Annotated in this window: 22 protein-coding genes; 18 read left to right on the forward strand and 4 right to left on the reverse strand. The window is 67.2% G+C overall.

Going from position 1 to position 26326, the window contains the following annotated elements:
• Window positions 1-46: 46 nt before the first annotated feature.
• The 6 genes from RV045_RS03295 (at window position 47) to RV045_RS03320 (ending at window position 7301) form a co-directional block, all read left to right on the forward strand.
• Complete coding sequence (locus RV045_RS03295; protein WP_423234343.1) at window positions 47-754, forward strand: Spy/CpxP family protein refolding chaperone; 708 nt, start codon at window positions 47-49, stop codon at window positions 752-754.
• Between the two features lie 50 nt (window positions 755-804).
• Window positions 805-1539: a winged helix-turn-helix domain-containing protein gene (locus tag RV045_RS03300; RefSeq protein WP_423234486.1), complete on the forward strand. Its 735-nt coding sequence runs from the start codon at window positions 805-807 to the stop codon at window positions 1537-1539.
• Between the two features lie 11 nt (window positions 1540-1550).
• Window positions 1551-2945: a sensor histidine kinase gene (locus RV045_RS03305; protein ID WP_423234344.1), complete on the forward strand. Its 1395-nt coding sequence runs from the start codon at window positions 1551-1553 to the stop codon at window positions 2943-2945.
• A 461-nt stretch (window positions 2946-3406) separates the two neighbouring features.
• Window positions 3407-5500 carry a hypothetical protein gene (locus RV045_RS03310; RefSeq protein WP_423234345.1) on the forward strand — a complete coding sequence of 698 codons (2094 nt, stop codon included), beginning with the start codon at window positions 3407-3409 and terminating at the stop codon, window positions 5498-5500.
• A 59-nt stretch (window positions 5501-5559) separates the two neighbouring features.
• The gene (locus tag RV045_RS03315) at window positions 5560-6309 is read left to right on the forward strand and encodes an electron transfer flavoprotein subunit beta/FixA family protein (protein ID WP_423234346.1); all 750 of its coding nucleotides are present in this window, start codon (window positions 5560-5562) and stop codon (window positions 6307-6309) included.
• Window positions 6310-6365: 56 nt separating this feature from the next.
• Window positions 6366-7301 carry an electron transfer flavoprotein subunit alpha/FixB family protein gene (locus tag RV045_RS03320; protein ID WP_423234347.1) on the forward strand — a complete coding sequence of 312 codons (936 nt, stop codon included), beginning with the start codon at window positions 6366-6368 and terminating at the stop codon, window positions 7299-7301.
• A gap of 166 nt (window positions 7302-7467) precedes the next feature.
• Here the strand turns inward: RV045_RS03320 and lpdA are convergent, their stop codons facing one another.
• The 3 genes from lpdA to aceE are packed head-to-tail and all read right to left on the reverse strand — an operon-like array spanning window position 7468 to window position 13721.
• Window positions 7468-9300 (reverse strand): dihydrolipoyl dehydrogenase, encoded by a 1833-nt coding sequence (gene lpdA / locus RV045_RS03325; RefSeq protein ID WP_423234348.1) that lies wholly within the window; start codon window positions 9298-9300, stop codon window positions 7468-7470.
• 13 nt (window positions 9301-9313) lie between these two features.
• The gene (gene aceF / locus RV045_RS03330) at window positions 9314-10987 is read right to left on the reverse strand and encodes a dihydrolipoyllysine-residue acetyltransferase (protein ID WP_423234349.1); all 1674 of its coding nucleotides are present in this window, start codon (window positions 10985-10987) and stop codon (window positions 9314-9316) included.
• A gap of 16 nt (window positions 10988-11003) precedes the next feature.
• On the reverse strand, window positions 11004-13721 hold the full coding sequence (gene aceE / locus RV045_RS03335) for a pyruvate dehydrogenase (acetyl-transferring), homodimeric type (protein WP_423234350.1): 2718 nt from the start codon (window positions 13719-13721) through the stop codon (window positions 11004-11006).
• 254 nt (window positions 13722-13975) lie between these two features.
• On the opposite strand from aceE, the gene RV045_RS03340 reads away from it, so the two are divergent.
• From RV045_RS03340 to RV045_RS03370, 7 genes are all read left to right on the forward strand, one after another.
• A complete protein-coding gene (locus RV045_RS03340) occupies window positions 13976-16948 on the forward strand; it encodes a PAS domain-containing sensor histidine kinase (protein WP_423234351.1) in 2973 nt (990 codons plus the stop codon).
• Between the two features lie 90 nt (window positions 16949-17038).
• A complete protein-coding gene (locus tag RV045_RS03345; RefSeq protein ID WP_423234352.1) occupies window positions 17039-17737 on the forward strand; it encodes a response regulator transcription factor in 699 nt (232 codons plus the stop codon).
• A gap of 2 nt (window positions 17738-17739) precedes the next feature.
• The gene (gene folD / locus RV045_RS03350; protein WP_423234353.1) at window positions 17740-18594 is read left to right on the forward strand and encodes a bifunctional methylenetetrahydrofolate dehydrogenase/methenyltetrahydrofolate cyclohydrolase FolD; all 855 of its coding nucleotides are present in this window, start codon (window positions 17740-17742) and stop codon (window positions 18592-18594) included.
• 25 nt (window positions 18595-18619) lie between these two features.
• Window positions 18620-20707 carry a M3 family metallopeptidase gene (locus RV045_RS03355; protein WP_423234354.1) on the forward strand — a complete coding sequence of 696 codons (2088 nt, stop codon included), beginning with the start codon at window positions 18620-18622 and terminating at the stop codon, window positions 20705-20707.
• 2 nt (window positions 20708-20709) lie between these two features.
• On the forward strand, window positions 20710-21669 hold the full coding sequence (locus RV045_RS03360) for a glutaredoxin family protein (RefSeq protein ID WP_423234355.1): 960 nt from the start codon (window positions 20710-20712) through the stop codon (window positions 21667-21669).
• Window positions 21670-21689: 20 nt separating this feature from the next.
• Complete coding sequence (locus RV045_RS03365) at window positions 21690-21923, forward strand: addiction module protein (RefSeq protein ID WP_423234356.1); 234 nt, start codon at window positions 21690-21692, stop codon at window positions 21921-21923.
• The gene (locus RV045_RS03370; RefSeq protein ID WP_423234357.1) at window positions 21908-22213 is read left to right on the forward strand and encodes a type II toxin-antitoxin system RelE/ParE family toxin; all 306 of its coding nucleotides are present in this window, start codon (window positions 21908-21910) and stop codon (window positions 22211-22213) included. The genes RV045_RS03365 and RV045_RS03370 overlap by 16 nt, the downstream gene beginning before the upstream one ends.
• Before the next feature lie 5 nt (window positions 22214-22218).
• On the opposite strand, the gene RV045_RS03375 is transcribed toward RV045_RS03370, so the two are convergent.
• Entirely contained in the window at window positions 22219-22590 is a 372-nt protein-coding gene (locus tag RV045_RS03375) for a DUF3579 domain-containing protein (RefSeq protein ID WP_423234358.1), read from the reverse strand.
• A 105-nt stretch (window positions 22591-22695) separates the two neighbouring features.
• Between RV045_RS03375 and argF the strand changes: the two genes are divergently transcribed.
• The 5 genes from argF to RV045_RS03400 all read left to right on the forward strand — a co-directional run bounded on the left by argF (window position 22696) and on the right by RV045_RS03400 (window position 26317).
• The gene (gene argF, locus RV045_RS03380) at window positions 22696-23640 is read left to right on the forward strand and encodes an ornithine carbamoyltransferase (protein ID WP_423234359.1); all 945 of its coding nucleotides are present in this window, start codon (window positions 22696-22698) and stop codon (window positions 23638-23640) included.
• Between the two features lie 78 nt (window positions 23641-23718).
• Complete coding sequence (locus tag RV045_RS03385; protein ID WP_423234360.1) at window positions 23719-24534, forward strand: peptidylprolyl isomerase; 816 nt, start codon at window positions 23719-23721, stop codon at window positions 24532-24534.
• Window positions 24535-24694: 160 nt separating this feature from the next.
• Entirely contained in the window at window positions 24695-25108 is a 414-nt protein-coding gene (gene fliS / locus RV045_RS03390; protein WP_423234361.1) for a flagellar export chaperone FliS, read from the forward strand.
• A gap of 3 nt (window positions 25109-25111) precedes the next feature.
• Window positions 25112-25459 carry a flagellar protein FliT gene (locus RV045_RS03395; RefSeq protein ID WP_423234362.1) on the forward strand — a complete coding sequence of 116 codons (348 nt, stop codon included), beginning with the start codon at window positions 25112-25114 and terminating at the stop codon, window positions 25457-25459.
• 48 nt (window positions 25460-25507) lie between these two features.
• Window positions 25508-26317: a flagellar brake protein gene (locus tag RV045_RS03400; RefSeq protein ID WP_423234363.1), complete on the forward strand. Its 810-nt coding sequence runs from the start codon at window positions 25508-25510 to the stop codon at window positions 26315-26317.
• Window positions 26318-26326 lie beyond the last annotated feature (9 nt).

Genomic DNA, 26326 nt, shown 5'->3' on the forward strand with positions numbered 1-26326 from the left:
ACCCACGCCGCATACAGCGGCAACACCCTGCGCAGATGATGCCCCCATGGACAAACCCCACACGCTGCCCACCAAGGAGTTCCGCATGAAAGCCCAGGCCCTGCCCATGAACCGCATGATGAAATCGGCCGCTGCGCTGGTCGCCGTGAGCGCCATCGCCTTCGGACTGGCCACACCGCTGACCAGCCGGGCCCAGACACCGGCCGCCACCGGCGCGCCGCTGGTACCGCCCGCCCCCGGCCTGGACGGCCGCGATGGTCCGGACGGACGCGATGGCCGGGACGGCCCCAAAGGCGCACGCGGGCACCACGGCCACCACGGCGGGGGTGGGCTGATGGCACTGATGAACCCCAAAGCCAGCGCCCGCCTGATGGACACGCTCAAACTCGACGCCGCGCAGCGCAGCCAGATCCAGGCCATCCAGACCCGGATGCGCACACAGATGGAGGCCCAGCGCGCCCAGCGCAAAGCCGCCAACGGCCCCGCGGACATGCAGCGCCAGCTCATGACCGCGCTGACCCAGCCCACCGTGGACACCGCCGCCATCCAGCGACTGCAGCAGGAGCGCATGGGCCGCATGCAGCAGATGAGCCAGCAGCACACACAGGCCCTGATCGACATGGCGCAGGTGCTGACCCCGGCGCAGCGCAGCCAGCTGGCCGGGCTGATGCAGGCGCGCTGGGACCGCAAGGCCCAGACCATGAAAGAGCGTCACGCCACTGAGCGCGGCGCCCAGACGCCCGCCAGCCGATGATGACCGCCACCGCCCAGCTGTCCGAAAAGGCCTGCGGTATAGTCGCGCCCATGACGAAACCGCTGGTTCTTCTCATCGATGACGACACCCGCCTGACGCGCATGGTGGGCGACTATCTGCGCCAGAACGGCATGGAGGTGGAAGCCGCCCACTCGCTGGCCGAAGGCCGTGCGCGCCTGTCGGCAGCCTCGCCCGCGCTGGATCTGCTGGTGCTGGACCAGATGCTGCCCGACGGCAGCGGCCTGGATCTGGCCCGCGAGCTGGAAGCCAGCGCGAACGCCAGCGCCGGACAGGGCCTGCCGGTGCTGATGCTCAGCGCGAAGGGCGATCCCATGGACCGCGTGCTGGGCCTGGAGGTCGGTGCCGACGACTATCTGGCCAAGCCCTTCGAGCCGCGCGAACTGCTGGCCCGCATCCGCGCCCTGCTGCGCCGCAGCCACAGCGCCGCACCCGGCAGTGCGCCGCCCAGCGGCGCGGACGTGCTCGATTTCGGCCGCCTGCAGATCGACCTGGCCGCGCGCCAGGCGCTGCTCGATGGCCAGGCCTGCCGCCTGACCGCCTACCAGTTCGATCTGCTGGCGCTGCTGGCCGGATCGCCCGGGCGCGTGCTGTCGCGCGACCACATCATGGACAGTCTCAAGGGCGAGACCTTTGACGCCTTCGACCGCAGCATCGATGTGCACATTTCGCGCATCCGTAACGCCATCGAAGACGACGCCAAAAACCCGCGCCGTCTGCTGACGGTGCGTGGCAGCGGCTATCTGTTCGCCCGCCGCCAGCCCTGAGTCCGGGTCCCATGCGCTCGCTGTACCTGCGCATCTACGCCACGGTCCTGGCCGTGCTGCTGCTGTTTTCGGTGGTCGGCGGCTGGATCGTGCACGAGCAGATGGAGCGCCGCGCCAGCGAGGTGCGCCAGCGCGTCGAACACCGCTTCCAGCAGCGCTCCGCGGCCTGGGCCGAACTGATCGAGGAATCCCTGCCCGAAGGCGATACCCCGCGGGCTGAACAGTCGCAGGCCGTGCTGGACTGGTCGCAGCGCCTGGGCATCCCGCTGGCGCTGGACGACGCCGCCGGCGAGCGCATGGTCACCGCCGGGCACTCGCCCGACCGGCCCATCCGCTGGATGGCGTTTGATCTGCGCGACAAACGCACACTGTGGCTGGGACTCAAGCCCGGTCGCAAACCCGCGATGGAGGCGGGGGACAGCGCCGGGGCGCCGCACCGTCCGGACGGCGGACCGCAGGGCAGTCCGCACGGCCCGCCCGGACTGCTGCCGGCGCTGATTCCCGGCGCCGACAGCACGGTCAACCTGCTGGTGATGCTGGTGGCCCTGTTTGTTGCCGTGGCGCTGGGCGCCTGGCCAGCGGTACGCTCGCTGACGCGGCGCCTTGTGGATCTGAACGCGGGCGTGCAGAACTTCGGCCGGGGCGATCTGTCGGTGCGCGTGCCGGTGCGCGGCCGCGACGAGGTGGCGGCGCTGGCCAAAAGCTTCAACCAGGCCGCGCAGCAGGTGCAGGACCTGGTCCAGGCGCACCGCTCGCTGCTGGCCAACGCCAGCCACGAACTGCGCTCGCCGCTGGCACGCATGAAAATGGCGCTGGCCATGCTGCCCGGCGCCAGCAGCACGCAGCAGACGCAGCTCAGCCACGAGATCAACACCGACATCGCCGAGCTGGACGCGCTGGTCGAAGAGGTTCTGCTGTCCAGCCGCATCGAGGCCGGCGCGGTGCCCGCCAGGCCCGAGGCCCTGGCGCTGGACGGCCTGTTCGACGAGGTGATGGCGCGTGCGGGCCTGGCCCCCACTGACGTGGAAATCGTTCCGCCGCTGGACGGCACCCACCAGGTGCTGGCCGACGAGCGCCTGCTGCTGCGCGCCGTGCGCAATCTGGTCGAAAACGCCTGCCGCTACGGTGGCAGCGAGGTGCGTCTGCGCATCGCCCAAGCGGACCAGCCCGGTCTGCTGCACATCGACGTTCTGGATCGCGGCCCCGGCATCGCGCCCGAGTTGCGCGAGCGCATTTTCGAAGCCTTTTACCGCCTGCCCGGCCACGCCGAGCACGCCGGAGGCGTCGGCCTCGGGCTGGCACTGGTGCGCCAGATTGCGCAGCGTCAGAACGCCCGGGTGCAATGTCTGGCCCGCGACGATGGCCCGGGCAGCTGCTTTCGGCTGATCTGGCCGATGGCGGCCTGAAAGCCGCAACAGCACTCCCGCGGGTTACCTCGAACCTGCGGTTCAGCACCCGCCAGCGCTCAATCCGGCTGGGTCTCTGGCCCGTCTGGCGGTGATTCGGTGAGGTCGGGCAGATCTTCTGGTGGGGATGCACGCACGGGCTTCAGCGCCGTATTGCGCTGGCAGCGCTGCTGGACCAGCTGGCAAAGAGCCCGGTGCGCCTCGTCAGGAATATAACGCGCAATGATGATAGACATTGGATAATCCTGACCAGAATGTGCTAACCGTTTTAGCAAATGGTCAGCGGACGGGCAAGACCCGACCCCCCTGAATCGGGGGGGCCGCCTGCACGCCAGACCCATACAGGCCGCTGTTCTGCGGGTCCCGCTGGCCCACATGCGGATCAACCCGAGGCCCCGGGAAAACCCCAGCTGACCTAGAATCCGCCGGTGTTTTGCTGATGGCGATCTTCGCCCCTGTTCATGACCGACAAAACCTCTGCCGACGCCGCTGCGCTGCTGCCCCATCACCGCCACCGCGAGCTGGCCGTGCTGCAGGACCTGCTGCAGGACATGGCCGCGCGCGACACGCTGCGGGGCCGCATCGACGCCTGGCTGGCGCTGACGCGCTGGCTGGCCGGGCCGCCGCTGTGGAGTGAGGTCTATGCCAGCGGCCATCAGGTGATCGGCCACCCGCTGCAGCGCCTGGCGGTGCTGGCGGATGTGCTGGACAACCATGCTGATCTGGCGGCAGGGGTGCGCGCTTCCCTGCATGCCACGCTGATGGCCTCGGACGCCACAGCGCTCTTCGGCGAAGGCGGCATGCCCGGCCACCGCGGCTTCTGGGCCGAGCTGGGCGAGCGCATCGGCTCGCGGCTGCTGCCCGAGCCGCGCGACGATCACAACCTGGCGCGCGTGCTGGATCGGCAGTTCGCGCACCCGCACGAGCTGGAACTGCTGGAGCACATGCCAGCCGATCTTTTCGCGCGGCTGGCGCAGGCCCTGCTGCCCATGGACGACGCCGCGCTGGCGCAGCAGATGCGCCAGGCGTTTTTCGACGGCTTTCGCCTGCTGGCCGCCCGCGTGCAGGCCGAGGGTCTGGCCGCGCCGGTGCGGCGGCGCTCGCAGCCCGGGCCGGTGCGGCTGTCGCCCTTTCACGCGCTGGCGCAGGCCAGCGAAGAGCTTCTGGACGCGCTGGTCGGCGCAGGCGATGCCGCCACCGGGGGCGAGGCCGATCCGCAGCAGGTGGCCGCCCGCTGGCAATCCCGCGCGCAACGCTGCCGCGACGAGCTGGCCTGGGTGCACGAGCATCTGGACAGCAGCGGGATCAGCGTCGATGTCGTCTTTGGCATGGGCGTGATCGAATGCTGCCTGCTGCGCATGGAAATCATGGTCGCGCTGCTGCTGGCCCAGCACCCGGCTGAGCGCCTGCAGCAGGCGCAGCGTCTGCTGGCGCTGCTGGTGCGTTACAACATGCAGGACCGAAGCATCCGCCACCTGCTGCGCACCAACCTCAACCTGCTGCAACGCAAGGTGGTGGACAGCGCCGGGCAGACGGGCGAACACTACATCGCCCAGTCCCCGTCCGAATACCGCCACATCTGGCTGGCGGCAGCGGGCGGCGGGCTGCTGATGGTGTTCACCGCAGCGGGCAAATTCCTGCTGCACGAATGGCACCTGGCGCCGTTTTTTGACGCCCTGTTCAACGGGCTGAACTACACCCTGGCTTTTCTGGTGCTGCAGCATCTGGGCCTGCTGCTCGCCACCAAGCAGCCCGCCATGACGGCAGCGGCGCTGGCCAACGTGCTGCGCAGCCATGACAGCCGCCACCGGCTGGAGCGTGTCGCCGACACCATCACCCGCATCGTGCACTCGCAGATTGCTGCGGCACTGGGCAACATCATTGCGGTCGTCGTGGGCGCCATCGTTTTCGCGACGGCGTGGACAGCGCTGGCCGGGCATCCGCTGGTCGATGAGCAGTTTGCCGTGGACACGCTGCAGAGCTTCAACCCCCTGAGCAGCGGCACGGTCTTCTACGCGGCACTGACCGGTGTCATCCTGTTCGTGGCCAGCGTGCTGGGCGGCTGGATCGCCAACTGGGCCACCTACCACCGTCTGCCACTGGCCATGGCCGAGCACCCGCTGGGCGAGCGTTTCGGCCGGGCCCGCATGGAGCGTCTGGGCCAGTTCGTGGACCGCCACCTGTCGGGCTGGGCGACCTGCGTGGCGCTGGGCCTGATGCTGGGCTTTGCGCCGGTGCTGGGTGCTTTTCTGGGCCTGCCGGTGGATGTCCGCCACGTCACCATCAGCAGTGGCAAGCTGGCCCTGTCGGCGCTGAGCCTGCAGGGCGACGGCATACCGGTGACGCCGCTGGTGCTGTGGGGCCTGGCGGGCGTGGCCTGCATGTTTGTGCTGAACCTGACGGTGAGCTTCGGGCTGTCGCTGTACACCGCCATGCGCGCCTTCGATCTGCCGCGCAGCGACATGCTGGCGCTGGCGCGCGTGCTGGGCCAGCGCCTGCGCCGCCGTCCTCTGGATTTCATCCGCCCCAGCTCCAGCATGTATGATAATTTCTGATCTTTTTTCCTGAACCCCCGGGCCGCACCACTGTGGCCCGAAACCCGGAGCAATCCCCCATGAAGGTACTGGTTCCTGTCAAGCGCGTCGTGGATTACAACGTCAAGGTACGCGTCAAGTCGGACAACACCGGCGTGGACATCGCCAACGTCAAGATGAGCATGAACCCCTTCGACGAAATCGCCGTCGAGGAAGCCATCCGTCTCAAGGAAAAAGGCAGCGTCACCGAGGTGATCGCCGTATCCTGCGGCCCCACCGCCTGCCAGGAAACGCTGCGCACCGCCATGGCCATGGGCGCCGACCGCGCCATTCTGGTCGAGTGCGCGGACGAACTCCAGCCTCTGGCCGTGGCCAAGCTGCTCAAGGCGCTGTGCGACAAGGAGCAGCCGCAGCTCGTCATTCTGGGCAAGCAGGCGATCGACGACGACAGCAACCAGACCGGCCAGATGCTGGCCGCGCTGATGGGCCGCCCGCAGGCCACCTTCGCCAGCAAGGTCGAGCTGTCGGCCGATGGCGCCAGCGTGACGCGCGAGGTCGATGGCGGCCTGGAAACGCTGCACGTGGGTCTGCCCGCCGTGATCAGCACTGATCTGCGCCTGAACGAGCCGCGCTACGTCACCCTGCCCAACATCATGAAGGCCAAGAAGAAGCCGCTGGACATCCTGAAACCCGCCGACCTGGGCGTGGACGTGGCGCCGCGCCTGAAAACGCTCAAGGTCTCCGAGCCGCCCCAGCGCAGCGCCGGTATCAAGGTGCCCGATGTCGCCACGCTGGTCGACAAGCTGAAAAACGACGCCAAGGTGCTTTAAGCGCCCCGCCCGTCCAGCACGCAGCCCCAGCTTCACAGCCTTCAGGAGAGATTCCCATGACCGTTCTCGTCATCGCCGAACACGACACCCGCCACATCAAGCCGTCCACGCTCAACACCGTCACCGCAGCCGCGAAATGCGGCGGTGATGTGCACGTGCTGGTCGCGGGCTCCGGTGCGCAGGCCGCCGCTCAGGCCGCCAGCCAGATCGCCGGAGTGGCCCAGGTGCTGCACGCCGACAGCCCCGCGCTGGCCGAGCAGCTCGCCGAAAACATCGCCGCGCAGGTGATCGCACTGGCGGGCAGCTACAGCCACATCCTCTTCCCCGCCACTGCCAACGGCAAGAACGTGGCGCCGCGCGTCGCTGCGCTGCTGGACGTGGCCCAGCTCAGCGACATCACGGCCGTGGTGTCTGCAGACACCTTCGAGCGCCCGATCTACGCGGGCAACGCCATCGCCACCGTGCAGTCGGCCGACGCCACCCGCATCATCACCGTGCGCACCACCGCCTTTGACGCCGCGCCCGCCACGGGGGGCAGCGCCGCCGTGCAGTCCGTCGAGGCCGTGGCCGACAGCGGCCTGTCGCGCTTTGTCAGCCGCGAAGTCACCAAGAGTGATCGTCCCGAGCTGACGGCCGCCAGGATCATTGTCTCGGGGGGCCGCGCCATGGGCAGCAGTGACAAATTCAACGAGGTGCTCACCCCCCTGGCCGACCGTCTGGGTGCCGCCCTGGGCGCCAGCCGCGCCGCCGTCGATGCAGGCTACGCGCCCAACGACTGGCAGGTCGGGCAGACGGGCAAGATCGTCGCGCCGCAGCTCTACATTGCCTGCGGCATCAGCGGCGCCATCCAGCATCTGGCCGGCATGAAGGACAGCAAGGTCATCGTCGCCATCAACAAGGACGCTGAGGCCCCGATTTTCAGCGTGGCCGATTACGGCCTGGAAGCCGACCTGTTCACCGCCGTGCCCGAGCTGGTCAAGCAGCTGGGCTGAGGGCATTGCCGACATGGCTGCCGCGTGGTCGGGCAGCCCATCAGCGATTTCTGACGCTGGCACAGGGGTTCCACCCACAGAGCTTCCACCATCACCACGAAACAAAAAGCCCCGGACAGTCTCCCGTCCGGGGCTTTCATTTTGCGCAGAAGAGCGCTGAAGCCGCTTACTTCTTGCCGGGCGGCAAATCCGTACAAGACCCATGCGCCACCTCGGCCGCCATGCCGATGCTCTCGCCCAGCGTGGGGTGCGGGTGGATGGTTTTGCCGATGTCGATGGCGTCGGCGCCCATCTCGATGGCCAGGGCCACTTCGCCTATCATGTCGCCCGCGTGGGTGCCGACCATGCCGCCGCCCAGGATTTTGCCGTGGCCGTGGGCCTCGGGCGAATCATCGAACAGAAGTTTGGTGAAACCCTCGTCACGGCCATTGGCGATGGCGCGGCCAGAGGCCGTCCAGGGGAACAGGCCCTTTTTGACCTTGATGCCCTGCGCCTTGGCCTGGTCTTCGGTCAGGCCCACCCAGGCCACTTCGGGGTCGGTGTAGGCCACGCTGGGGATCACGCGGGCGTTGAACGCGGCCGCAGCCAGTTCCTTGTTGCCCTGCAGCTCGCCCGCGATGACTTCCGCCGCCACATGCGCCTCGTGCACCGCCTTGTGCGCCAGCATGGGCTGGCCGACGATGTCGCCGATGGCGAAAATGTGCGGCACGTTGGTGCGCATCTGGATATCGACATTGATGAAGCCGCGATCCGTCACCGCCACACCGGCCTTGTCAGCGGCGATTTTTTTGCCATTGGGCGTGCGACCCACGGCCTGCAGGACCAGGTCGTAAGTGCCCTCGGACTTCGTGCCGTCCAGGCCCTCGAACTGCACCTTGATGCCCTCGGGTGTCGCTTCGGCCCCGACCGTTTTGGTCTTGAGCATGATGTTGTCGAAGCGGCCCTTGTTCATCTTCTCCCAGACCTTGACCAGATCGCGGTCGGCGCCCTGCATCAGGCCGTCCATCATCTCGACCACGTCCAGGCGCGCGCCCAGCGTGCTGTACACCGTGCCCATTTCCAGGCCGATGATGCCGCCGCCGACGATGAGCATCTTCTTCGGGACTTCTTTCAGCGCCAGAGCGCCCGTGCTGTCCACCACGCGCGGGTCTTCGGGCATGAAGGGCAGACGGACCGCCTGCGATCCGGCCGCGATGATGCAGCGCTTGAAGGCGACCACTTTCTTCGTGCCGGTTTTCTCCTGGCCACTGCCAGTGGTTTCCTCGACCTCGACGTGGTTGGCGCCGACAAAGTGACCGTAGCCGCGCACGGTGGTCACCTTGCGCATCTTGGCCATGGCCGCCAGGCCCCCGGTCAGCTTGCCGATGACCTTCTCTTTGTGGCCGCGCAGGGTGTCGATGTTGACTTTGGGCGCGCCAAATTCGACGCCCAGCGCCGCCATGTGGCTGACCTCGTCCATCACCGCCGCGACGTGCAGCAGCGCTTTCGAAGGAATACAGCCCACGTTCAGGCAGACGCCACCCAGTGTGGCGTAACGCTCGACGATCACCACCTTCAGGCCCAGGTCGGCGGCGCGGAAGGCGGCCGAATAGCCGCCCGGTCCCGCGCCCAGAACCAGCAGATCGCATTCGATGTCGGCGCTGCCGCCAAAGGATGCGGCGGCGGGTGCCACGGCCGGCACTGCTGCAGGAGCAGCAGCGGGTGCAGCAGAAGCCGGCGCAGGGGCCGCAGCAGGGGCCGCAGCAGGAGCCACCGCAGCGCCAGCCGCTTCCAGCACCAGCAGCACCGAGCCTTCGCTGACTTTGTCGCCCAGCTTGACCTTGAGCTCTTTCACCACCCCGGCGTGGCTGGAGGGAATCTCCATCGACGCCTTGTCGGATTCCACCGTGACCAGCGACTGCTCGGCCTTGACCGTATCACCGGGCTGCACCAGCAGCTCGATCACGGCCACTTCGTCGAAATCGCCAATGTCGGGAACCTTGATGTCCATGAGTGCCATATTCAAAGTCCTTTTACAGCAGCACGCGACGGAAGTCGGCGAGGATCTGGCCCAGGTAGGCGTTGAAACGCGCCGCAGCGGCGCCGTCGATGACGCGGTGATCCCAGGTCAGCGACAGCGGCAGCATCAGGCGCGGCACGAAGGCCTTGCCGTCCCACTTGGGTTCCATCTGGCTCTTGCAAACGCCCAGAATGGCCACTTCGGGCGCATTGATGATGGGCGTGAAGTAGCGCCCGCCGATGCCGCCCAGGCTGGAGATGGTGAAGCTCGCGCCCGACATGTCGGCCGGGCCCAGCTTGCCGTCGCGGGCCTTTTTGGCCAGTTCGGACATTTCCTGGCTGATCTGAAGCACGCCTTTTTTGTCGGCATCCTTGATCACCGGAACGACCAGGCCGTTCGGGGTGTCAGCGGCAAAACCGATGTGGAAGTACTGCTTGTAGACCAGGCTGTCGCCGTCCAGGCTGCTGTTGAATTCGGGGAATTTCTTCAGTGCCGCGACGCAGGCCTTGATCAGGAAAGCCAGCATGGTGACCTTGACGCCGGATTTCTCGTTGTCCTTGTTGGTGGACACGCGGAAAGCTTCCAGATCGGTGATGTCGGCATCGTCGTGGTTGGTGACCGCCGGGATGATGATGGCGTTGCGCGACAGGTTGGCGCCGCTGATTTTCTTGATGCGGCCCAGCTCCTTGCGCTCGACGGGGCCGAATTTGGCGAAATCCACCTTGGGCCAGGGCAGCAGATCCAGCCCAACGCCCGAACCGCCGCCCGCAGGCGCTTTGGCCGCCTGGGCCTGCGTCTGGGCCGTACCCGCCATGACCGCGCGGGTGTAGCCCTGCACGTCTTCCAGCGTGATGCGGCCCTTGGCGCCGCTGCCCTTGACTTCGGCCAGCGGCACGCCCAGTTCGCGGGCGAACTTGCGCACCGAGGGGCTGGCGTGCGGCAGGCCCAGCGCCGGGGTGGCCATGGGGTTGTGCGCCGGGGCGGCGGCTGGTGCGGCGACTGGTGCGGCCGAGGCAGCCGGAGCTGCTGCGGCCTGGACCGGAGCGGGAGCAGCGGCTGCCGGAGCTGATGCCGCTGCCGGGGCTGCAGCCGGTGCCGCTGCACCCGCCGCGCCATCCAGCACCAGAATCAGATCGCCAATGTTGACCTTGTCCCCCAACGCGACCTTGATTTCGCGCACCACGCCCGCGTGGCTGGAGGGAATCTCCATCGAAGCCTTGTCGGATTCGACGGTGATCAGGCTCTGCTCGGCGGCGACGGTGTCGCCGACCTTGACCAGCAGCTCGATCACGGCGACGTCCTTGAAATCGCCGATGTCGGGCACGCTGACCTGCACCGGGCCGCTGGCTGCGGCAGGCGCAGCTGCGGCCGGGGCTGGTGCAGGCGCCGCTGCCGGAGCGGCGGCGGCGGGCGCAGAGGCCGCTGCCGCAGCAGGAGCTTCGGCTGCGCCTGCGGCGTCCAGCACCAGAACCACGCTGCCCTCGCGGACTTTGTCGCCCAGAGCGATTTTCAGCTCCTTGACGGTGCCTGCGTGGCTGGAGGGAATCTCCATCGACGCCTTGTCGCTCTCGACGGTGATCAGGCTCTGCTCGGCCTTGACGGTATCACCCGCCTTGACCAGCAGCTCGATGACCGCCACTTCGTCGAAATCCCCGATATCGGGAACCTTCACTTCTATCAGTGCCATGCTGTCGTCTCCGTGATCAGGCGTAGAGGGGGTTGACCTTGTCGGCCTGGATGCCGTACTTCGTGATGGCGTCGGCCACCGTCTGCAGAGGGATCTGGCCTTCATCGGCCAGCGCTTTCAGGGCGGCAACGACCACGTAATGGCGGTTGATCTCGAAATGCTCGCGCAGGCGCCAGCGGAAATCGCTGCGGCCAAAGCCGTCGGTGCCCAGCACCGTGTAGCTGCGGCCTTTGGGGATGAAAGCGCGAATCTGCTCGGCGTAGTTCTTCATGTAGTCGGTGGACGCCACGACCGGACCGGCGTGTCCGCCCAGCTGCTGGGCCACGAAGGACTGGCGCTGCGCCTCGGTCGGGTGCAGCAGGTTCCAGCGCGCCACGTCCTGGCCGTCGCGGGCCAGTTCGTTGAAGCTGGGGCAGCTCCACACGTCGGCCTGAACGCCCCAGTCACTGGCCAGCAGCTCCTGGGCGGCAAGGCTCTCGCGCAGGATGGTGCCGCTGCCCAGCAGCTGGACGCGCTTCTCGCCAGCACCGGATGTGCCATTCAGGGACTCGCCTGGCTTGCACAGGTACATGCCCTTGATGATCTGCTCTTCGGTGCCGGGCGTGAGGCCGGGCATGGCGTAGTTCTCGTTGAGCAGCGTCAGGTAGTAGTAGACGTTGTCCTGCTTCTCGACCATGCGCTTGAGGCCGTGGTGCAGGATCACGCCGACTTCGTGCGCGAAGGTGGGGTCGTAGCTGACGCAGTTGGGGATGGTCCCGGCCAGGATGTGGCTGTGGCCGTCCTCGTGCTGCAGGCCTTCGCCGTTGAGCGTGGTGCGCCCCGACGTGCCGCCCAGCAGGAAGCCGCGCGCCTGCATGTCGCCCGCCGCCCAGGCCATGTCGCCAATGCGCTGGAAGCCGAACATTGAGTAATACACGTAGAACGGGATCATGATCCGGTTGCTCGTGCTGTAGCTGGTGGCCGCAGCGATCCAGCTGGCCATGCCGCCCGCCTCGTTGATGCCTTCCTGCAGGATCTGCCCGGCCTTGTCTTCCTTGTAATACATGACCTGGTCTTTATCGACCGGCGTGTAAAGCTGACCCTTGGGGTTGTAGATGCCGATCTGGCGGAACAGGCCTTCCATGCCGAAGGTGCGGGCTTCATCGACCAGAATGGGCACGACACGCGGACCGAGATCCTTGTCGCGCAGCAGCTGCGTCAGGAAGCGCACATAGGCCTGCGTGGTGGAGATTTCGCGGCCTTCGGCCGTCGGCTCCAGCACCGCCTTGAAAGTCTCCAGCGGCGGGATGGTGAAGCTCTCGTCGGCGCGGGCGCGGCGCTTGGGCAGATAGCCGCCCAGGGCCTGACGGCGCTCGTGCAGGTAACGCATCTCGGGCGTGTCGTCGGCCGGCTTGTAGTACGGCAGCTTGGGCAGTTCGCTGTCCGGAATCGGGATGGCGAAGCGGTCGCGGATGTACTTGATGTCGTCGTCCGACAGCTTTTTGGTCTGGTGGACGGTGTTCTTGCCCTCGCCCGCCTTGCCCATGCCGTAACCCTTGACGGTCTTGACCAGCAGCACCGTGGGCTGGCCCGTGGCGTTGTTGTGCGCGGCGTGGAAAGCGGCGTAGACCTTCTCGGGCTGGTGACCGCCCCGGCGCAGTTCGAAAATCTCTTCGTCGCTCATGTGCTCGACGAGTTTGGCCGTCTCGGGGTACTTGCCAAAGAAGTGCTTGCGCACGAAGGCGCCATCGTTGGCCTTCATGGCCTGGTAGTCGCCGTCCAGCGTCTCCATCATCAACTGGCGCAGCTTGCCGCTGGTGTCGCGGGCCAGCAGTTCGTCCCAGCCCTTGCCCCAGATCAGCTTGATCACGTTCCAGCCCGAGCCGCGGAATTCGCTCTCGAGTTCCTGGATGATCTTGCCGTTGCCGCGCACCGGGCCGTCCAGGCGCTGCAGGTTGCAGTTGACGACGAAGACCAGGTTGTCCAGCCCTTCGCGGGCGGCCAGACCGATGGCGCCCAGCGATTCGGGCTCGTCCATTTCGCCGTCGCCCATGAAGGCCCAGACCTTGCGGTTGGCGGTGTCAGCGATGCTGCGCGCGCCCAGGTATTTCAGGAAGCGCGCCTGATAGATCGCCATCAAAGGGCCCAGGCCCATGCTGACGGTGGGGAACTGCCAGAACTCGGGCATCAGCTTGGGGTGCGGGTAGCTGGACAGGCCTTTGCCCTGGACTTCCTGGCGGAAGTTGTCCAGCTGGTCCTCGTTCAGGCGGCCTTCCAGGTAGGCGCGGGCGTAAATGCCCGGCGCGCTGTGGCCCTGGATGAAGAGGCAGTCGCCGCCATGGCCTTCGCTCTCGGCGTGCCAGAAGTGGTTGAAGCCTGCGCCCAGCATGGAGGCCAGCGACGCGAAGCTGCCGATGTGGCCGCCCAGGTCACCGCCGTCTTCGGGGTTAAGCCGGTTGGCGCGCACGACCATGGCCATGGCGTTCCAGCGCATGTAAGCGCGCAGGCGCTTTTCAATGGCGATGTTGCCGGGGCAGCGGACTTCTTTTGACGCCTCGATGGTGTTCACATAGCCGGTGTTGGCCGAGAAAGGCTGGTCGATGCTGTGCTGCCGTGCTTCTTCAAGCAGCTGCTCCAGCAGGAAGTGGGCGCGCTCGGCGCCTTCCTGACCAATGACGGCGCGCAGGGCGTCCAGCCATTCGCGGGTTTCCTGCTGATCACTGTCCGCCTGCGCGGGCTGATTCACTTCTGACATATTCAAGCTCCAGTCTGTTGCATGTCGCCCAGCCCGCCGGTTCTCTGTGTGGGGTCCGGCCGTCAGGTCCTGTCAGTTTGTCACAAAAAAAATGCCTCTTCGAGGCGTGCCTGTGCGGGCTAACCCGGTCTTGACGGGCGCTCCTGTCTGCACAACGGTCATGATAGCGCAATCATCTTTGCACTCTGGCTGCTGCGCGGACAGTCCAGGGATAACACGTGTCTGCGCGGTCGGCTGACTTACACTTGCGCGCTGTGAGCCCTTCCTCCCTGCCCCCTGCACCACCCGCCACCTCGCGGCATTTCTGGCGCCGCCTGCCTGGCGTACTGCTGGTGCAGCGCGCCACCCGCCGCTGGTGGCGCCGCCTGTCGCCCGCCCGCCAGGACCGCATGGCCGCGCTGGTGCCCATGGGCGCCATGCTGATCCTGGCGCTGCTCATGCTGGGCGCCTTCTGGTCGATCAACAGCAGCGAGCGCCAGCGCCTGCAGGACAACCTCAGCCGAGATGCGGCGCTGGCGCGCCAGATCATGAACGAGCGCCTCGAGGTCGACCTGACCCGCCTGGCTGCGCTGACCCAGTCGCTGCAGCAAGAGGGCTGGAGCGCCCAGAGCTTCTCGGTGGCGGCCATCCGCGCGCTGGCGTCGCGCTACGAGATCGTGCAGATCAGCTGGATCGACGGCCGGGGCCGCCTGCGGGCCATCGAGGTCAATTCGCCCTTTCTGGAGCTGATGCCGCGCGGCCTGCCCGGGCTGCCCGATCCGGCCGGCCCACCGCGCCCTCCGCAGGACGAAGCCGCCCTGCTGCGCGAGCTGGAAAGCTACCTGCCCGGCACGCTGTACGGCCGTCTGCGCGGCACCGACAAGGCCGAGCCCACGCCGCCCGCCGAGTTCATCCAGTGGGCGCTGAAAAACCCGGACCGCTACGCCCCGCCCTTCGTCAACATGCGCGGCGAGACCGTGCTGCAGCGCATCATCAGCCTGGACGCGCCCGGCCGACCGGTCGCCCATGGCGTGCTGGTGGTCGATTTCGGCCTGGACACGCTGTTGCGCCAGGCCAGCAGCGAAATGCCGGGCCAGCCGCACCTGAACCTGCACGTGGGCAGCGCCAGCCCGGCGGCGGCCAGCGGGGACCTGATCCAGTCTCTGCTCATGCCCGGGCAGCAGACCTATGTGCCCTGGTCGCCGCCCGGGCTGGATCAGCCCCTGCACCTGCAGGTCAGCCTGCAGGACCAGCGCCAGCAGCTGCTGCCGCGCCTGCTGCTGTGGGTGGTGGTGGGCCTGTCGCTGCTGATTGCCGGGCTGCTGCTGGCCAGCTGGCGCCACCTGCGCCACCGCGCGCGCCTGCAGCAGGAGTGGCAGCAGGAGAGCAATTTCCGCCGCGCCATGGAAAACTCGATGCTGACGGGCATGCGCGCCATGGACATCAACGGCACCATCACTTACGTCAACCCGGCCTTTTGCGCAATGACGGGTTATTCCGAGGGCGAACTGCTGGGCTGCCGCCCGCCCTACCCGCACTGGCCGCCCGACCGCGTCGAGGAAAACAGCCGCCTGCTCGAGCTGGAGCTGCAGGGCCGCAGCCCCGCCGGGGGCCTGGAAGTGAAGGTGCAGCGCCGCGACGGCACGCTGTTTGACGCGCGCATGTACGTCTCGCCCCTGATCGACGCCCACGGCGTGCAGAGCGGCTGGATGACGTCCATGACCAACATCACCGAATCCAAGCGCGTGCGCGACCAGCTGGCGCAGGCGCACGAGCGCTTCACCACCGTGCTCGAAGGGCTGGATGCCGCCGTGTCGGTGGTCAGCCTGCAGACGCAGGAGCTGCTCTTTGCCAACCGCAGCTACCGCCTGTGGTTCGGCGCCGACGCGCACGGCCACACCCTGCTGACGCCGGGCCACGCCGCGCTGCAGCCGCGTCCGGCCAGCCCGTCGGCGGGCAGCGCGGACAGCCTGTTTGGCCACCTGGACAGCGTGGTGCCCGAAGTGTCCGAATCGGCCAGCCCGGACGGCGATACGCCCGGGCGCGGCGATACCGGCCAGCGCGGCGGTGACAGCGGGCCGGGCGACGAGGGCGATGTCACCTTCAGCGTTGCCGCAGCCAGCGCGCCGCCCGCCGCGCAGTGGCTGACCGAGCCGCCCGGCGACAACCCCGGCGCCCCGGCCGTGATGCCGGGCGAAACCGGCAGTGCCCAGTCGCCCCTGACCCTGCCGGGCGACACCGAGGAAGATCCGCTGGCCGGCATTTCGGCGCTCAAGCTCACCGAGGCCGAGGCCCACCCCCAGGAAATCTACGTGCCCGGCATGAATATGTGGTTTGACGTGCGCTGGCGCTACCTGCGCTGGACCGACGGCCGCCTGGCGCACATGCTGATCGCTACCGATGTCAGCGCCCGGCGCCGCGCCGAGGAGCAGACGCAGCTGCAGCTGGAAAAATCGCAGGTCACCAACCGCCTGATCACCATGGGCGAGATGGCGTCCAGCGTCGCGCACGAGCTCAACCAGCCGCTGACCGCCATCAGCAATTACTGCAGCGGCATGGTCTCGCGCCTGCAGTCGGGCAGCATCGATGAGGAAGGTCTGGTGGCTGCGCTGCGTAAAACCGCGCACCAGGCCGAGCGCGCCGGGCAGGTCATCCACCGCATCCGCGCCTTCGTGAAGCGCAGCGAGCCGCAGCGCCAGTGGGTGGCGCCGCAGGACATCATCAGCGAGATCCTCGATCTGGCGCAGATCGAGCTGCGCAAGCGCCAGGTGCAGCTGCGCCTTTATGTGGCACAGCACCTGCCGCGCCTGCACGTCGATCCCATCCTGATCCAGCAGGTGCTGCTCAACCTGGTCAAGAACGCCGCCGAGGCCGTCGATGGCGCCGCGATGCCCGTGAACCGCCGCGACATCGAACTCAGCGTGCTGCCGCGTCACAGCGCGGGTCGCGGCGGCGAGATCGAATTTGCCGTGACGGACCACGGCCCCGGCCTGCCCGAAGAGGTCGAGCACCGCCTGTTCGAGGCCTTTTTCTCGACCAAGCAGGAGGGCCTGGGCATCGGCCTGGCGCTGTGCCGGTCCATCATCGAATCGCATCAGGGGACGATGACGGCGCGCAATGTACGCTCGGGCGCGGGCGGGCAGAGCGGGCCGGTGCGCGGCTGCAGCATCCGCTTCACGCTGCCGGTGCTCAGCCCGCAGCAGGGCGAGAACAGCCAGGACATACCCGCATCTTCGGGGAAATCCTGATACCCTGCCCAAGACTTGTATGATGCGCGGTATATCCCGAAGTGCGCGCCCCCGCCGCCCGCATGGCCTATTCAGCAGTCGAGGACCGAGATGAATCTGACCCAACCCAAAGGCACCGTGTTTGTCGTGGATGACGACGAAGCCGTGCGCGATTCCGTGCAGTGGCTGCTGGAAAGCCACGGCTACCGCGTCAAGACCTTCCCGTCCGCCGAGGCCTTCCTGGCGCGGCTGGACATCCGCGAGGTGGCCTGCCTGCTGGTCGATGTGCGCATGGAAGGGCTTTCGGGCCTCGATCTGCAGGACCAGCTGCTGCGGCGCGGCAGTCCGCTGCCCATGGTCTTTGTCACCGGCCACGGCGATGTGCCCATGGCCGTCAACACCATGAAGAAAGGCGCCATCGATTTCATCGAGAAGCCCTTCAAGGAAGCCGACCTGCTCAAGCTGGTCGAGCGCATGCTGGACAGCGCCGAAGCCAGTTTTGCCACGCAGCAGGAATCGCTGACCCGCGAAGCCATGATGTCGCGCCTGACCACGCGCGAATCGCAGGTGCTGGAGCGCATCGTCGCCGGGCGCCTGAACAAGCAGATCGCGGGCGATCTCAACATCAGCATCAAGACGGTCGAGGCGCACCGCGCCAACATCATGGAAAAGTTTGCCGCCAACACGGTGGCCGATCTGCTCAAGATCGCGCTCGGGTCGGGCGCTGCCGCCGCCCGCATCGCCGCCGGACACGCTGCCGCCGGGGCGGGTGCTGCGCCAGGCGCGGCCGAACCGCGCTCGGCGCGCTGACCATGGGGGCCCGCCTCATTGACGGGCTGGCGCTGTCGCGCCAGTCGCGCCAGGACATCGCCACCCGCGCCGCCGCGCTCACCGCCTCGGGCACCCGTCCGGGCCTGGCGGTGATCCTGGTCGGTGAAGACCCGGCCAGCGCCGTTTACGTGCGCAACAAGGTGCGCGCCTGCGAAGAGCTCGGCCTGCATTCGGTCTTCGACAAATGCCCCGAGACCCTGTCGCAGGCCGATCTGCTGGCGCGCATCGACGCGCTCAACCGCGATCCGTCCATCCACGGCATCCTGGTGCAGATGCCGCTGCCGCGCCACATTGATCCGCACACCGTCATCGCAGCGATTTCGCCAGACAAGGACGTGGACGGTTACTCGGTGCAGAGCGCGGGCGATCTGGTCTGCGGCCTGCCGGGTTTCCGGCCCTGCACGCCCTACGGCTGCATGAAGCTGATCGAATCCACCGGCCAGCCCATCGCCGGGAAACACGCCGTGGTCATCGGGCGCAGCAACACCGTGGGCAAACCCATGGCGCTGCTGCTGCTGCAGGCCAACGCCACCGTCACCGTCTGCCACAGCGGCACGCCAGACCTTGGCGTGCACACGCGCCAGGCCGATATCGTCGTGGTCGCCACGGGCCGGCGCAACACGCTGACCGGCGACAGGGTCCGCCCCGGCGCCATCGTCATCGACGTGGGCATCAACCGTGACGACGATGGCAAGCTGTGCGGCGACGTGGATTTCGCCAGCGTGCAGCAGGTCGCAGGCTGGATCACCCCGGTTCCCGGTGGGGTTGGGCCGATGACGATTACCATGCTGCTGGAAAACACCCTGCAGTCTGCCCAGCGCCACGCCGCGCGCTGAGATCCTTTTTCTGGAGTTGCCCTGCATGAATGCCCCGCTGAACCCTTCCGCCTCATCCGCTTCTCATGCCGCCACCGCTGACAGCAACGCCCTGCTGGCGATGAACGATCTGCCGGTTTTTGACCGCTTCGACCCCGCCTTGGTCGGCCCGGCGCTGGAGGTGCTGCTGGCCGAAGCCCGCACCGCGCTGGAAGCGGTGGTCGCCGAGGACAGCCCGGCCGATTTCGACGTGCTGGACCGCACGCTGTCCACCCGCACCGAGCGCCTGTCGCGCGTGTGGGGCATGGTCTCGCACCTGAACAGCGTCGCCGACACGCCGCCGCTGCGCGAGGCCTACAAGACGCATCTGCCCGTGCTGACCGAGTTCTGGACCGCGCTGGGCAGCGACGAGCGCCTCTTCCACAAATACCGCGCCGTGAAGGCCGCGCAGGGTGAGCAGCTCAGCCCCCAGCGCCAGACCCTGCTGGCGCACTGGCTGCGCGGCTTTGTGCTGGGCGGCGCCGAACTGCAGGGCGAAGCGCGCCTGCGCTATGCCGCCATCCAGGAGCGCCTGGCCGAGCTGTCGCAGCAGTTCTCCGAGCATGTGCTGGACGCCACCGACCGCTACACACTGGAAGTGCCCGCCAGCCGCCTGGACGGCGTGCCGCCCGACGTTCTGGACGCCACCCGCATCGAGGGCAGCGACGCCAGCGGCGAAGCCCGCCACCGCCTGACACTGCACATGCCGGTCTATCTGCCGCTGATGCAGTACGCCAACGACCGCGATCTGCGCGCCACGCTGTATCGCGCCTACTGCACCCGCGCCAGCGAAGCGGGCGAGTCCGCGCTGGACAATTCCGCCATCATGGTCGAGCTGATCCAGCTGCGTCAGGAAGAGGCGGCGCTGTTGGGCTACCCCGGCTACGCCGACGTGTCGCTGGTGCCCAAAATGGCCGAATCGCCCGATCAGGTCGATGCCTTCCTGGTCGACATGGCCGCCAAGGCCCGCCCCTGGGCCGAGCGCGACCTGCAGGAGCTGCGCGATTTCGCCCGCGAGCATCTCGGCCTCGCCACCGTCGAAGCCTGGGACACCGCCTGGGCCAGCGAGCGCCTCAAAGAGCACCGCTACGCCTTCAGCGACCAGGAGGTGAAAGCCTATTTCACCGAGCCCACGGTGCTGCAGGGCCTGTTTGGCATTATTGAATCCCTGTTTGATGTGCGCATCACGCCCGCCCAGGCGCCGGTCTGGCACGAGGGCGTGCAGTTCTTCTGCCTGGAGCGCGCGGGCCAGGCCATCGCGCACTTTTACCTGGACCCCTATGCCCGCCCGGGCAAGCGACCCGGCGCCTGGATGGACGACGCGCGCGGCCGCTGGAAGCGCCCCGACACCGGCGCGGTACAGACCCCCGTGGCCTACCTGGTCTGCAATTACGCGCCGCCGCAGGGCGGGCGCCCGGCGCTGCTGACGCACGACGACGTGATCACCCTCTTCCACGAGTTCGGCCACGGCCTGCACCACATGCTGACGCAGGTGGACGAACTGGGCATCGCGGGCATCTCCGGCGTCGAATGGGACGCGGTCGAGCTGCCCAGCCAGTTCATGGAAAACTTCTGCTGGGAATGGTCGGTGCTGCAGCGCCTGACCTGCCACATCGACACCGGCGAGCCGCTGCCGCGCGCGCTGTTCGACAAGATGATCGCCGCCAAAAACTTCCAGAGCGGCCTGCAGACGCTGCGCCAGATCGAGTTCTCGCTGTTTGATCTGCGCATCCACCGCGCCGGGTTTGCGCCGCAGTCGGTGGACGACATCCACACCGAACTTGAGCGCGTGCGCGACCAGGTGTCCGTCGTGCGTCCGCCCGCCTTCAACCGCTTTGCGCACACCTTCTCGCACATCTTCGCCGGGGGCTACAGCGCGGGCTACTACAGCTACAAGTGGGCCGAAGTGCTGTCCGCCGACGCCTGGAGCGCCTTCGAAGAGGCCGGCATCATGGACGCCACCACCGGCCAGCGTTACCTGAAAGAAATCCTGGAGCGGGGCGCCAGCCGCAGCGCACTGGATAACTTCCGCGCCTTCCGGGGCCGCGATCCGCAGCCCGACGCCCTGCTGCGCCACCAGGGCATGGCGGCCTGACCATGACGGCGGCCCTGCGACCGCAGTGCGCCCTGGCGCGTCCTGCGCTGCTGCTGTCGGCGCTGCTGCTGACGCTGCACGCGCCGACCGCGCTGGCGCAGTACCGCGTGGTCGGCCCGGACGGGCGCGTCACCTACACCGACCAGCCGCAGACGCGCGAGCAGGTTCAGCCGCCTGCAGCGCCTTCTGGCGCGGCGACGGGTACCGCATCCGGCGGTGACACCAGCGCCCTGTCGCGGCGCAATGTGCTGGTTTCGCCCGGCACGGCCGCCCAGGGCAGCGCAGTGCGGCCAGCCAGCCGCACGGACCCCGGTGCCCCGCAGGGCGTGGCCGGACGGGATCGCGCCAGCGCGCTGATTCGCGCACTCAACAGCAGCCAGCCCCTGGACAGCAGCCTGAGCCCGGCGCAGATTCGCGCCATCATTTCCGGCGACGCCAGCACCGAAGACATCGCCAGCGGCGCCGCTGGCCGGGCGCTGAACCGCCTGCCTCCAGCGCCGCCCGAGCCGGGCCGCACGCTGGGCCAGGACCGTCTGCTGGCGCTGGGCGCCGACAGCCCCACCGCCATCGCCTGGCCCGCCGCGCTGCGCCAGGTCGCCAGCCAGCAGCCGGTGGTGCTCTACACCAACCCGGCCTGCAGCGCCTGCGCCGCCTGGCTCGATACGCTGCGCCAGCGCGGCGTTCCCGCTGCGGTGTTCACTGTCTCGTCACCCGGCGATTTCGTCCAGCTCCAGCGCCTGACCGGCCAGGACAGCCTGCCTGTGCTGACGCTGGCCGGCCAGGTCATCGCCACGGCGCAGACCACGCCGACGCAGTGGATACAGGCGCTGGATCAGGCGGGTTACACGCCCAAGTCCGGATCCGTCCAGCCCGCTGCGCCCAAAGCGCTGGGGGATGCCAGCGCTGAGGCACAGCTGCTGTCACGCCCAGGAGCGGCAAGCCAGCCGAGTTTTGTGCGCTGATTGAAATGCGAAAGGTCAGCATGAAAAACGTATCGATTGCCGACATTCTCGAGCTACCTGTGCAGGAAAGAATCCGACTGGTCGAGCTGATCTGGGACAGCGTGGCCGCAGTATCCACGGACGCCGAAGTGTCGCCAGAGCTGAAAAACACCCTCCAGGATCGCCTCGATGAATTCGAGGCCAGCCCGGAGGCCGGTTTTTCGTGGGATCAGGTCAAATCCCGGCTGGCTGACGGATCGTGGCGTACCGTTTAAAGGTCTCCGCTCGTGCCCTGCGAGAAACCGGCATCGCACGCGAGTGGTACGAAAAGCAGCATTCCGGTCTCGGCGACGAATTCCTTGCCGCGCTGGAACTGCAGGTTGAGCGGCTAAAGCAGGCGCCTTTGCTCTACGCCGAAGTGATGCCGAAGGTCCGCCGGGCTCTGCTGCCCCGGTTTCCTTATGGTGTGTTCTACGTGGTTCGGGGCGATCTGATCAGTATTCTGGCTGTCCTGCACGACCTGCGCAGTCCAGACCGCTGGCCCCGGACGTCTGCGGGCGTCTGACGGCGTCAGCCCTTCCCCTCACCCTCAGGCCGCTCCGGCATCAGGCAGGCATCGACGACCTGCAGGTCGTTGTCGCGGGCGAAATTCATGGCGAAATCCCAGGCCATGGGTTCGACCTCTTTTAGCGCCTCGCTGATGATGACGCACTTGACGCCGCCAATCACACGCGGCACGCACAGCGGCGAATAGCCCAGGCGGGCGTTGGCGGCGACCTTCTGGCCGGCCGGGCGGAAGCAGGACAAGGCACCGGCCAGGCGCTCGGCCCAGTCGCTGGGGCGGAACGTCCGTCCTGACGAGGTCACCCCCTGGATGAAAACTTGTCTGGTATCGATGTCACTCTCCCGTGGTGGCCGAGGGCCCCCATGTCGGACGGCCATGCTGCAGTGCAGCGCACATTTTAGACCAGCTCCCGCGCGCGTGGTCGGCCGTGTGCACAGGGCCGCTGCAGCTTGTGGTGTAATCCATTTTTTGCCGAGGCAGCGATGACGTCATCCTCTCCTCCCGCCCCCCTGCATTACCTGCACTTCGCCAGCCTGGACGCCCAGCAGTACGCGCACCTTTTTGAGCGCATCCGCATCATCAAGGGCCGCTTCAAGCGTTACGAGCGCTACCAGCCGCTGCAGGACCGCACCCTGGCCATGATTTTCGAGAAGGCCAGCACGCGTACGCGCATGAGCTTCGAAGCCGGCATGTACCAGATGGGCGGCTCTGTGGTGCACATGACCTCGACCGACAGCCAGCTCGGCCGCTCGGAGCCCATTGCCGACACGGCGCGCGTGATCAGCCGCATGGTCGATCTGGTCATGATCCGTACCTTCGGCCAGGATCGCCTGGAAGAGTTCGCCCGCCACTCGCGCGTGCCGGTCATCAACGGCCTGACCAACGAATTCCACCCCTGCCAGATTCTGGCCGACATCTACACCTACCACGAGCACCGCGGCAGCCTGGCGGGCAAGACCGTCGCGTGGATCGGCGACGGCAACAACATGGCCTGCACCTGGCTGCAGGCGGCCGACCTGCTGGGCTTTCGCGTGCACATCAGCACGCCCAAAGGCTACAGCGTGGACGCCGCCCTGCCCTCGCTGGGCCTGGCCAACCCGGACTGCTACCGCCTGTTCGACGATCCCTACGAAGCCTGCGACGGCGCCGATCTGGTCACCACCGACGTCTGGACCAGCATGGGCTACGAGGCCGAAAACCAGGCGCGCGCCGCCGCCTTCGCCAGCTGGTGCGTGGACGAGGCCATGATGGCCCGCGCCCGCCCCGACGCCCTGTTCATGCACTGCCTGCCCGCGCACCGGGGCGAAGAAGTCAGCGCTGCCGTCATCGACGGCCCGCAGTCCGTCGTCTGGGACGAGGCCGAAAACCGCATGCACGTCCAGAAAGCGCTGATGGAATTCCTGCTTCTGGGCCGCGTCCAGGACTGAGACGCAGCGCCCGCCTTTTCCTTTGATCTCTTTTATCTGCGCCCCACCCTTTTCTTTCTTCCGGAAACCCCACTGCCCATGATCTCAAGCCGACATTTCCTCGCCGCCTGCGTCCTGACCCTGCCGCTGCTGGCGCAGGCGCAGAACATCGCCATCGTCAACGGCAAGCCCGTGCCCAAGGCGCGCGTCACCGCGCTGCTGGATCAGGCCCGCGAGCAGGCCGAGCAGTCCGGCCAGGCCCTGCCGCCGGGGCTGGAAAAGCGCGCCGAAGAGGAAGTCGTGCTGCGCGAAATTTACGCCCAGGAGGCCCAGCGCAAGGGCGCGGCCGCCAACCCGGACTTCCAGGCGCAGCTGGAGCAGGTGCGTCAGGCGCTGCTGATCCGTACGCTGTTTGACAGCTACGGCAAGAGCCTGACGTTCAGCGACGCCGATCTGCAAAAAGAGTACGACAAGCTCAAGGCCGAAAACACGCAGACCGAGTACAAGGCCAGCCACATCCTGGTGCCCACCGAAAAAGAGGCGCAGGACATCCTGGCGCAGCTCAAGGCGGGTGGCAACTTCGCTGAACTGGCCAAAAAATACTCGAAAGATCCGGGTTCCGGCGCCAATGGCGGCGATCTGGGCTGGTCCACACCGGACGCCTATGTGCCCGAGTTTGCGCGCGCTCTGGCCACGCTGAAGAAAGGCCAGATCACCCAGCAGCCGGTGAAATCGCAGTTTGGCTGGCACATCATCGAGCTGAACGATGAGCGCAGCGCCAGCTTCCCGCCCATGGCCGAGATCAAGCCCAACCTGATCGAGCTGCTGCGCCAGCGCGCCATCGACGCCTACCGCGAATCGCTGCGCAAAAGCGCGCGCACCGATTTCAAATTCACCTCGCCGACGGCGCCCTGAGCGTCATCAGCGCCGCAGCGGCAGTAAAAAGGGGGCAGCAGCCCCCTTTTTTTCGGTCCGAAATGTCGGGGTCGCGCCACAATCGGGCTCAAGTTGACACGCTGCGGTGCCGAATTCATGGCATCCGTGAACTCCTCCCAACACAGCCATGTTCTCTACGATGACCCCCACTGCCCGCCCCCGCGCCCAGGCTTACGCCGCCAACGCCTACGCCAGCACGGGCGTCACGTCTGGTGTGTCCGGCGCGTCACCGCACCGCCTGATCGAGCTGCTGTTTGACGGTTTTGTGGACGCCGTGGCCCGCGCACGCGGCGCCATGCGCCACGGCGACATCGAGCAGAAATCGCTCTACATCACCAAGGCCGTGCGCATCATTGACGAAGGTCTTAAAGGCGGGCTGGACCTGCAGGGCGGTGGCGAGATCGCGCGCAACCTGGGCGATCTGTACGAGTTCATCATCATCCGCCTGACGCAGGCCAACCTGCGCAACGACGAGCAGGCGCTGGACGACTGCCTGAGCGTCATTTCCCCCATCCACGAAGCGTGGGTGGCCATCCGCCCGCAGGCGTCCTGAAACGTGCAGGCGCAGCAAAGCCGCAGTGGCGGACGCACCATGCCACGCGCGTCCAGCAGCAGCCCGCTGGCCCTGTACGAGCAGCTCGAACAGCGCAGCGCGCAGATGGTTGACGCCGCCCGCACGCAGGACTGGCAGCAGCTTGAGGCGCTGGAGCACGCCTGCGCCGTGCTAATTGCACAGTTGGAGCGGGCTTTGAACGGGCAGTCCCTGAGCCGGACGCAGCAGCAGGCCAAAGGCCGTATCATGCTCAGAATACTGACAAATGATGCCAGGGTCCGGCAGTTGGCCGGCTGTGCAGCAGGTGCGGCGCTGATGTGGCCTGAAGAGGTTTCCAGAACCCTGCACTGACGCTGGATAGCCAGAGTCAGGGGGCCCTCAGCCAGCCAGGGAGCACCCATGGATCATGATTCCATCCCGATTTTCATCGACCCGTCTGAAGAGCTGGTGGTTTCGCCGTTCCTGGTGCATTCGCGCAAGGACATCCGCATCATCCTGCAGACCTGGCTGGACAGCGGCGACGACCTGCACATCTACCACGACCCGGAAGCGCCGCCCACCATCACGCAGCTGTGGGCGATCAACCACGACCACCAGACCATCACCCTCAGTGCCGAATACACGGACGAGATCGTGCGCCTGCTCAACCAGCCCAACATGCTGGTGGTGACGGGCTTTATTGACCAGATCAAGATCCAGTTTCCGCTGCGCGAGGAAGTGCTGGTGCGCGGGCTCAACCACAGCGCGCTGCAGGCGGCGCTGCCGCGTTACGTCTACAAATTCCAGCGCCGCAAGGTGCCGCGCGTGCGGGCGCAGGACCAGTTTGCGCCCAACATCACCTTTGTCGCGCCCGAGGTGGCGCGCTCGGCGGTGTCGGCGCGCATCATGGACGTCAGCGAAACCGGCTGCTCATTTCTGCTGCCGCACACGGTGACGGGGTCGCTGCATCCGGGGCAGGTGCTGTCCAGCGCGCACACCTATCTTGATCCGTCCACCGATTTCCTGTGCCACCTGATGGTGCACCGCATCACGCCCGGCGAGCCCGGTCCGGATGGCTCAGACACCCATTCCGCCAGCCTGATCGGCTGCGAGTTCCTGGACCTGCGCCCACAGGATCAGGGCCGCCTGAACGACTACATCCACCACATCATCCAGCGCAGCCGTCCTGGCATGTCTGCGGTGCCGCAGCCCCCGCAGACGCGTACCTGAGCGCGGCCG

The sequence above is a fragment of the Amphibiibacter pelophylacis genome (assembly GCF_037688875.1).
In the GTDB taxonomy this organism is placed as follows: domain Bacteria; phylum Pseudomonadota; class Gammaproteobacteria; order Burkholderiales; family Burkholderiaceae_C; genus Amphibiibacter; species Amphibiibacter pelophylacis.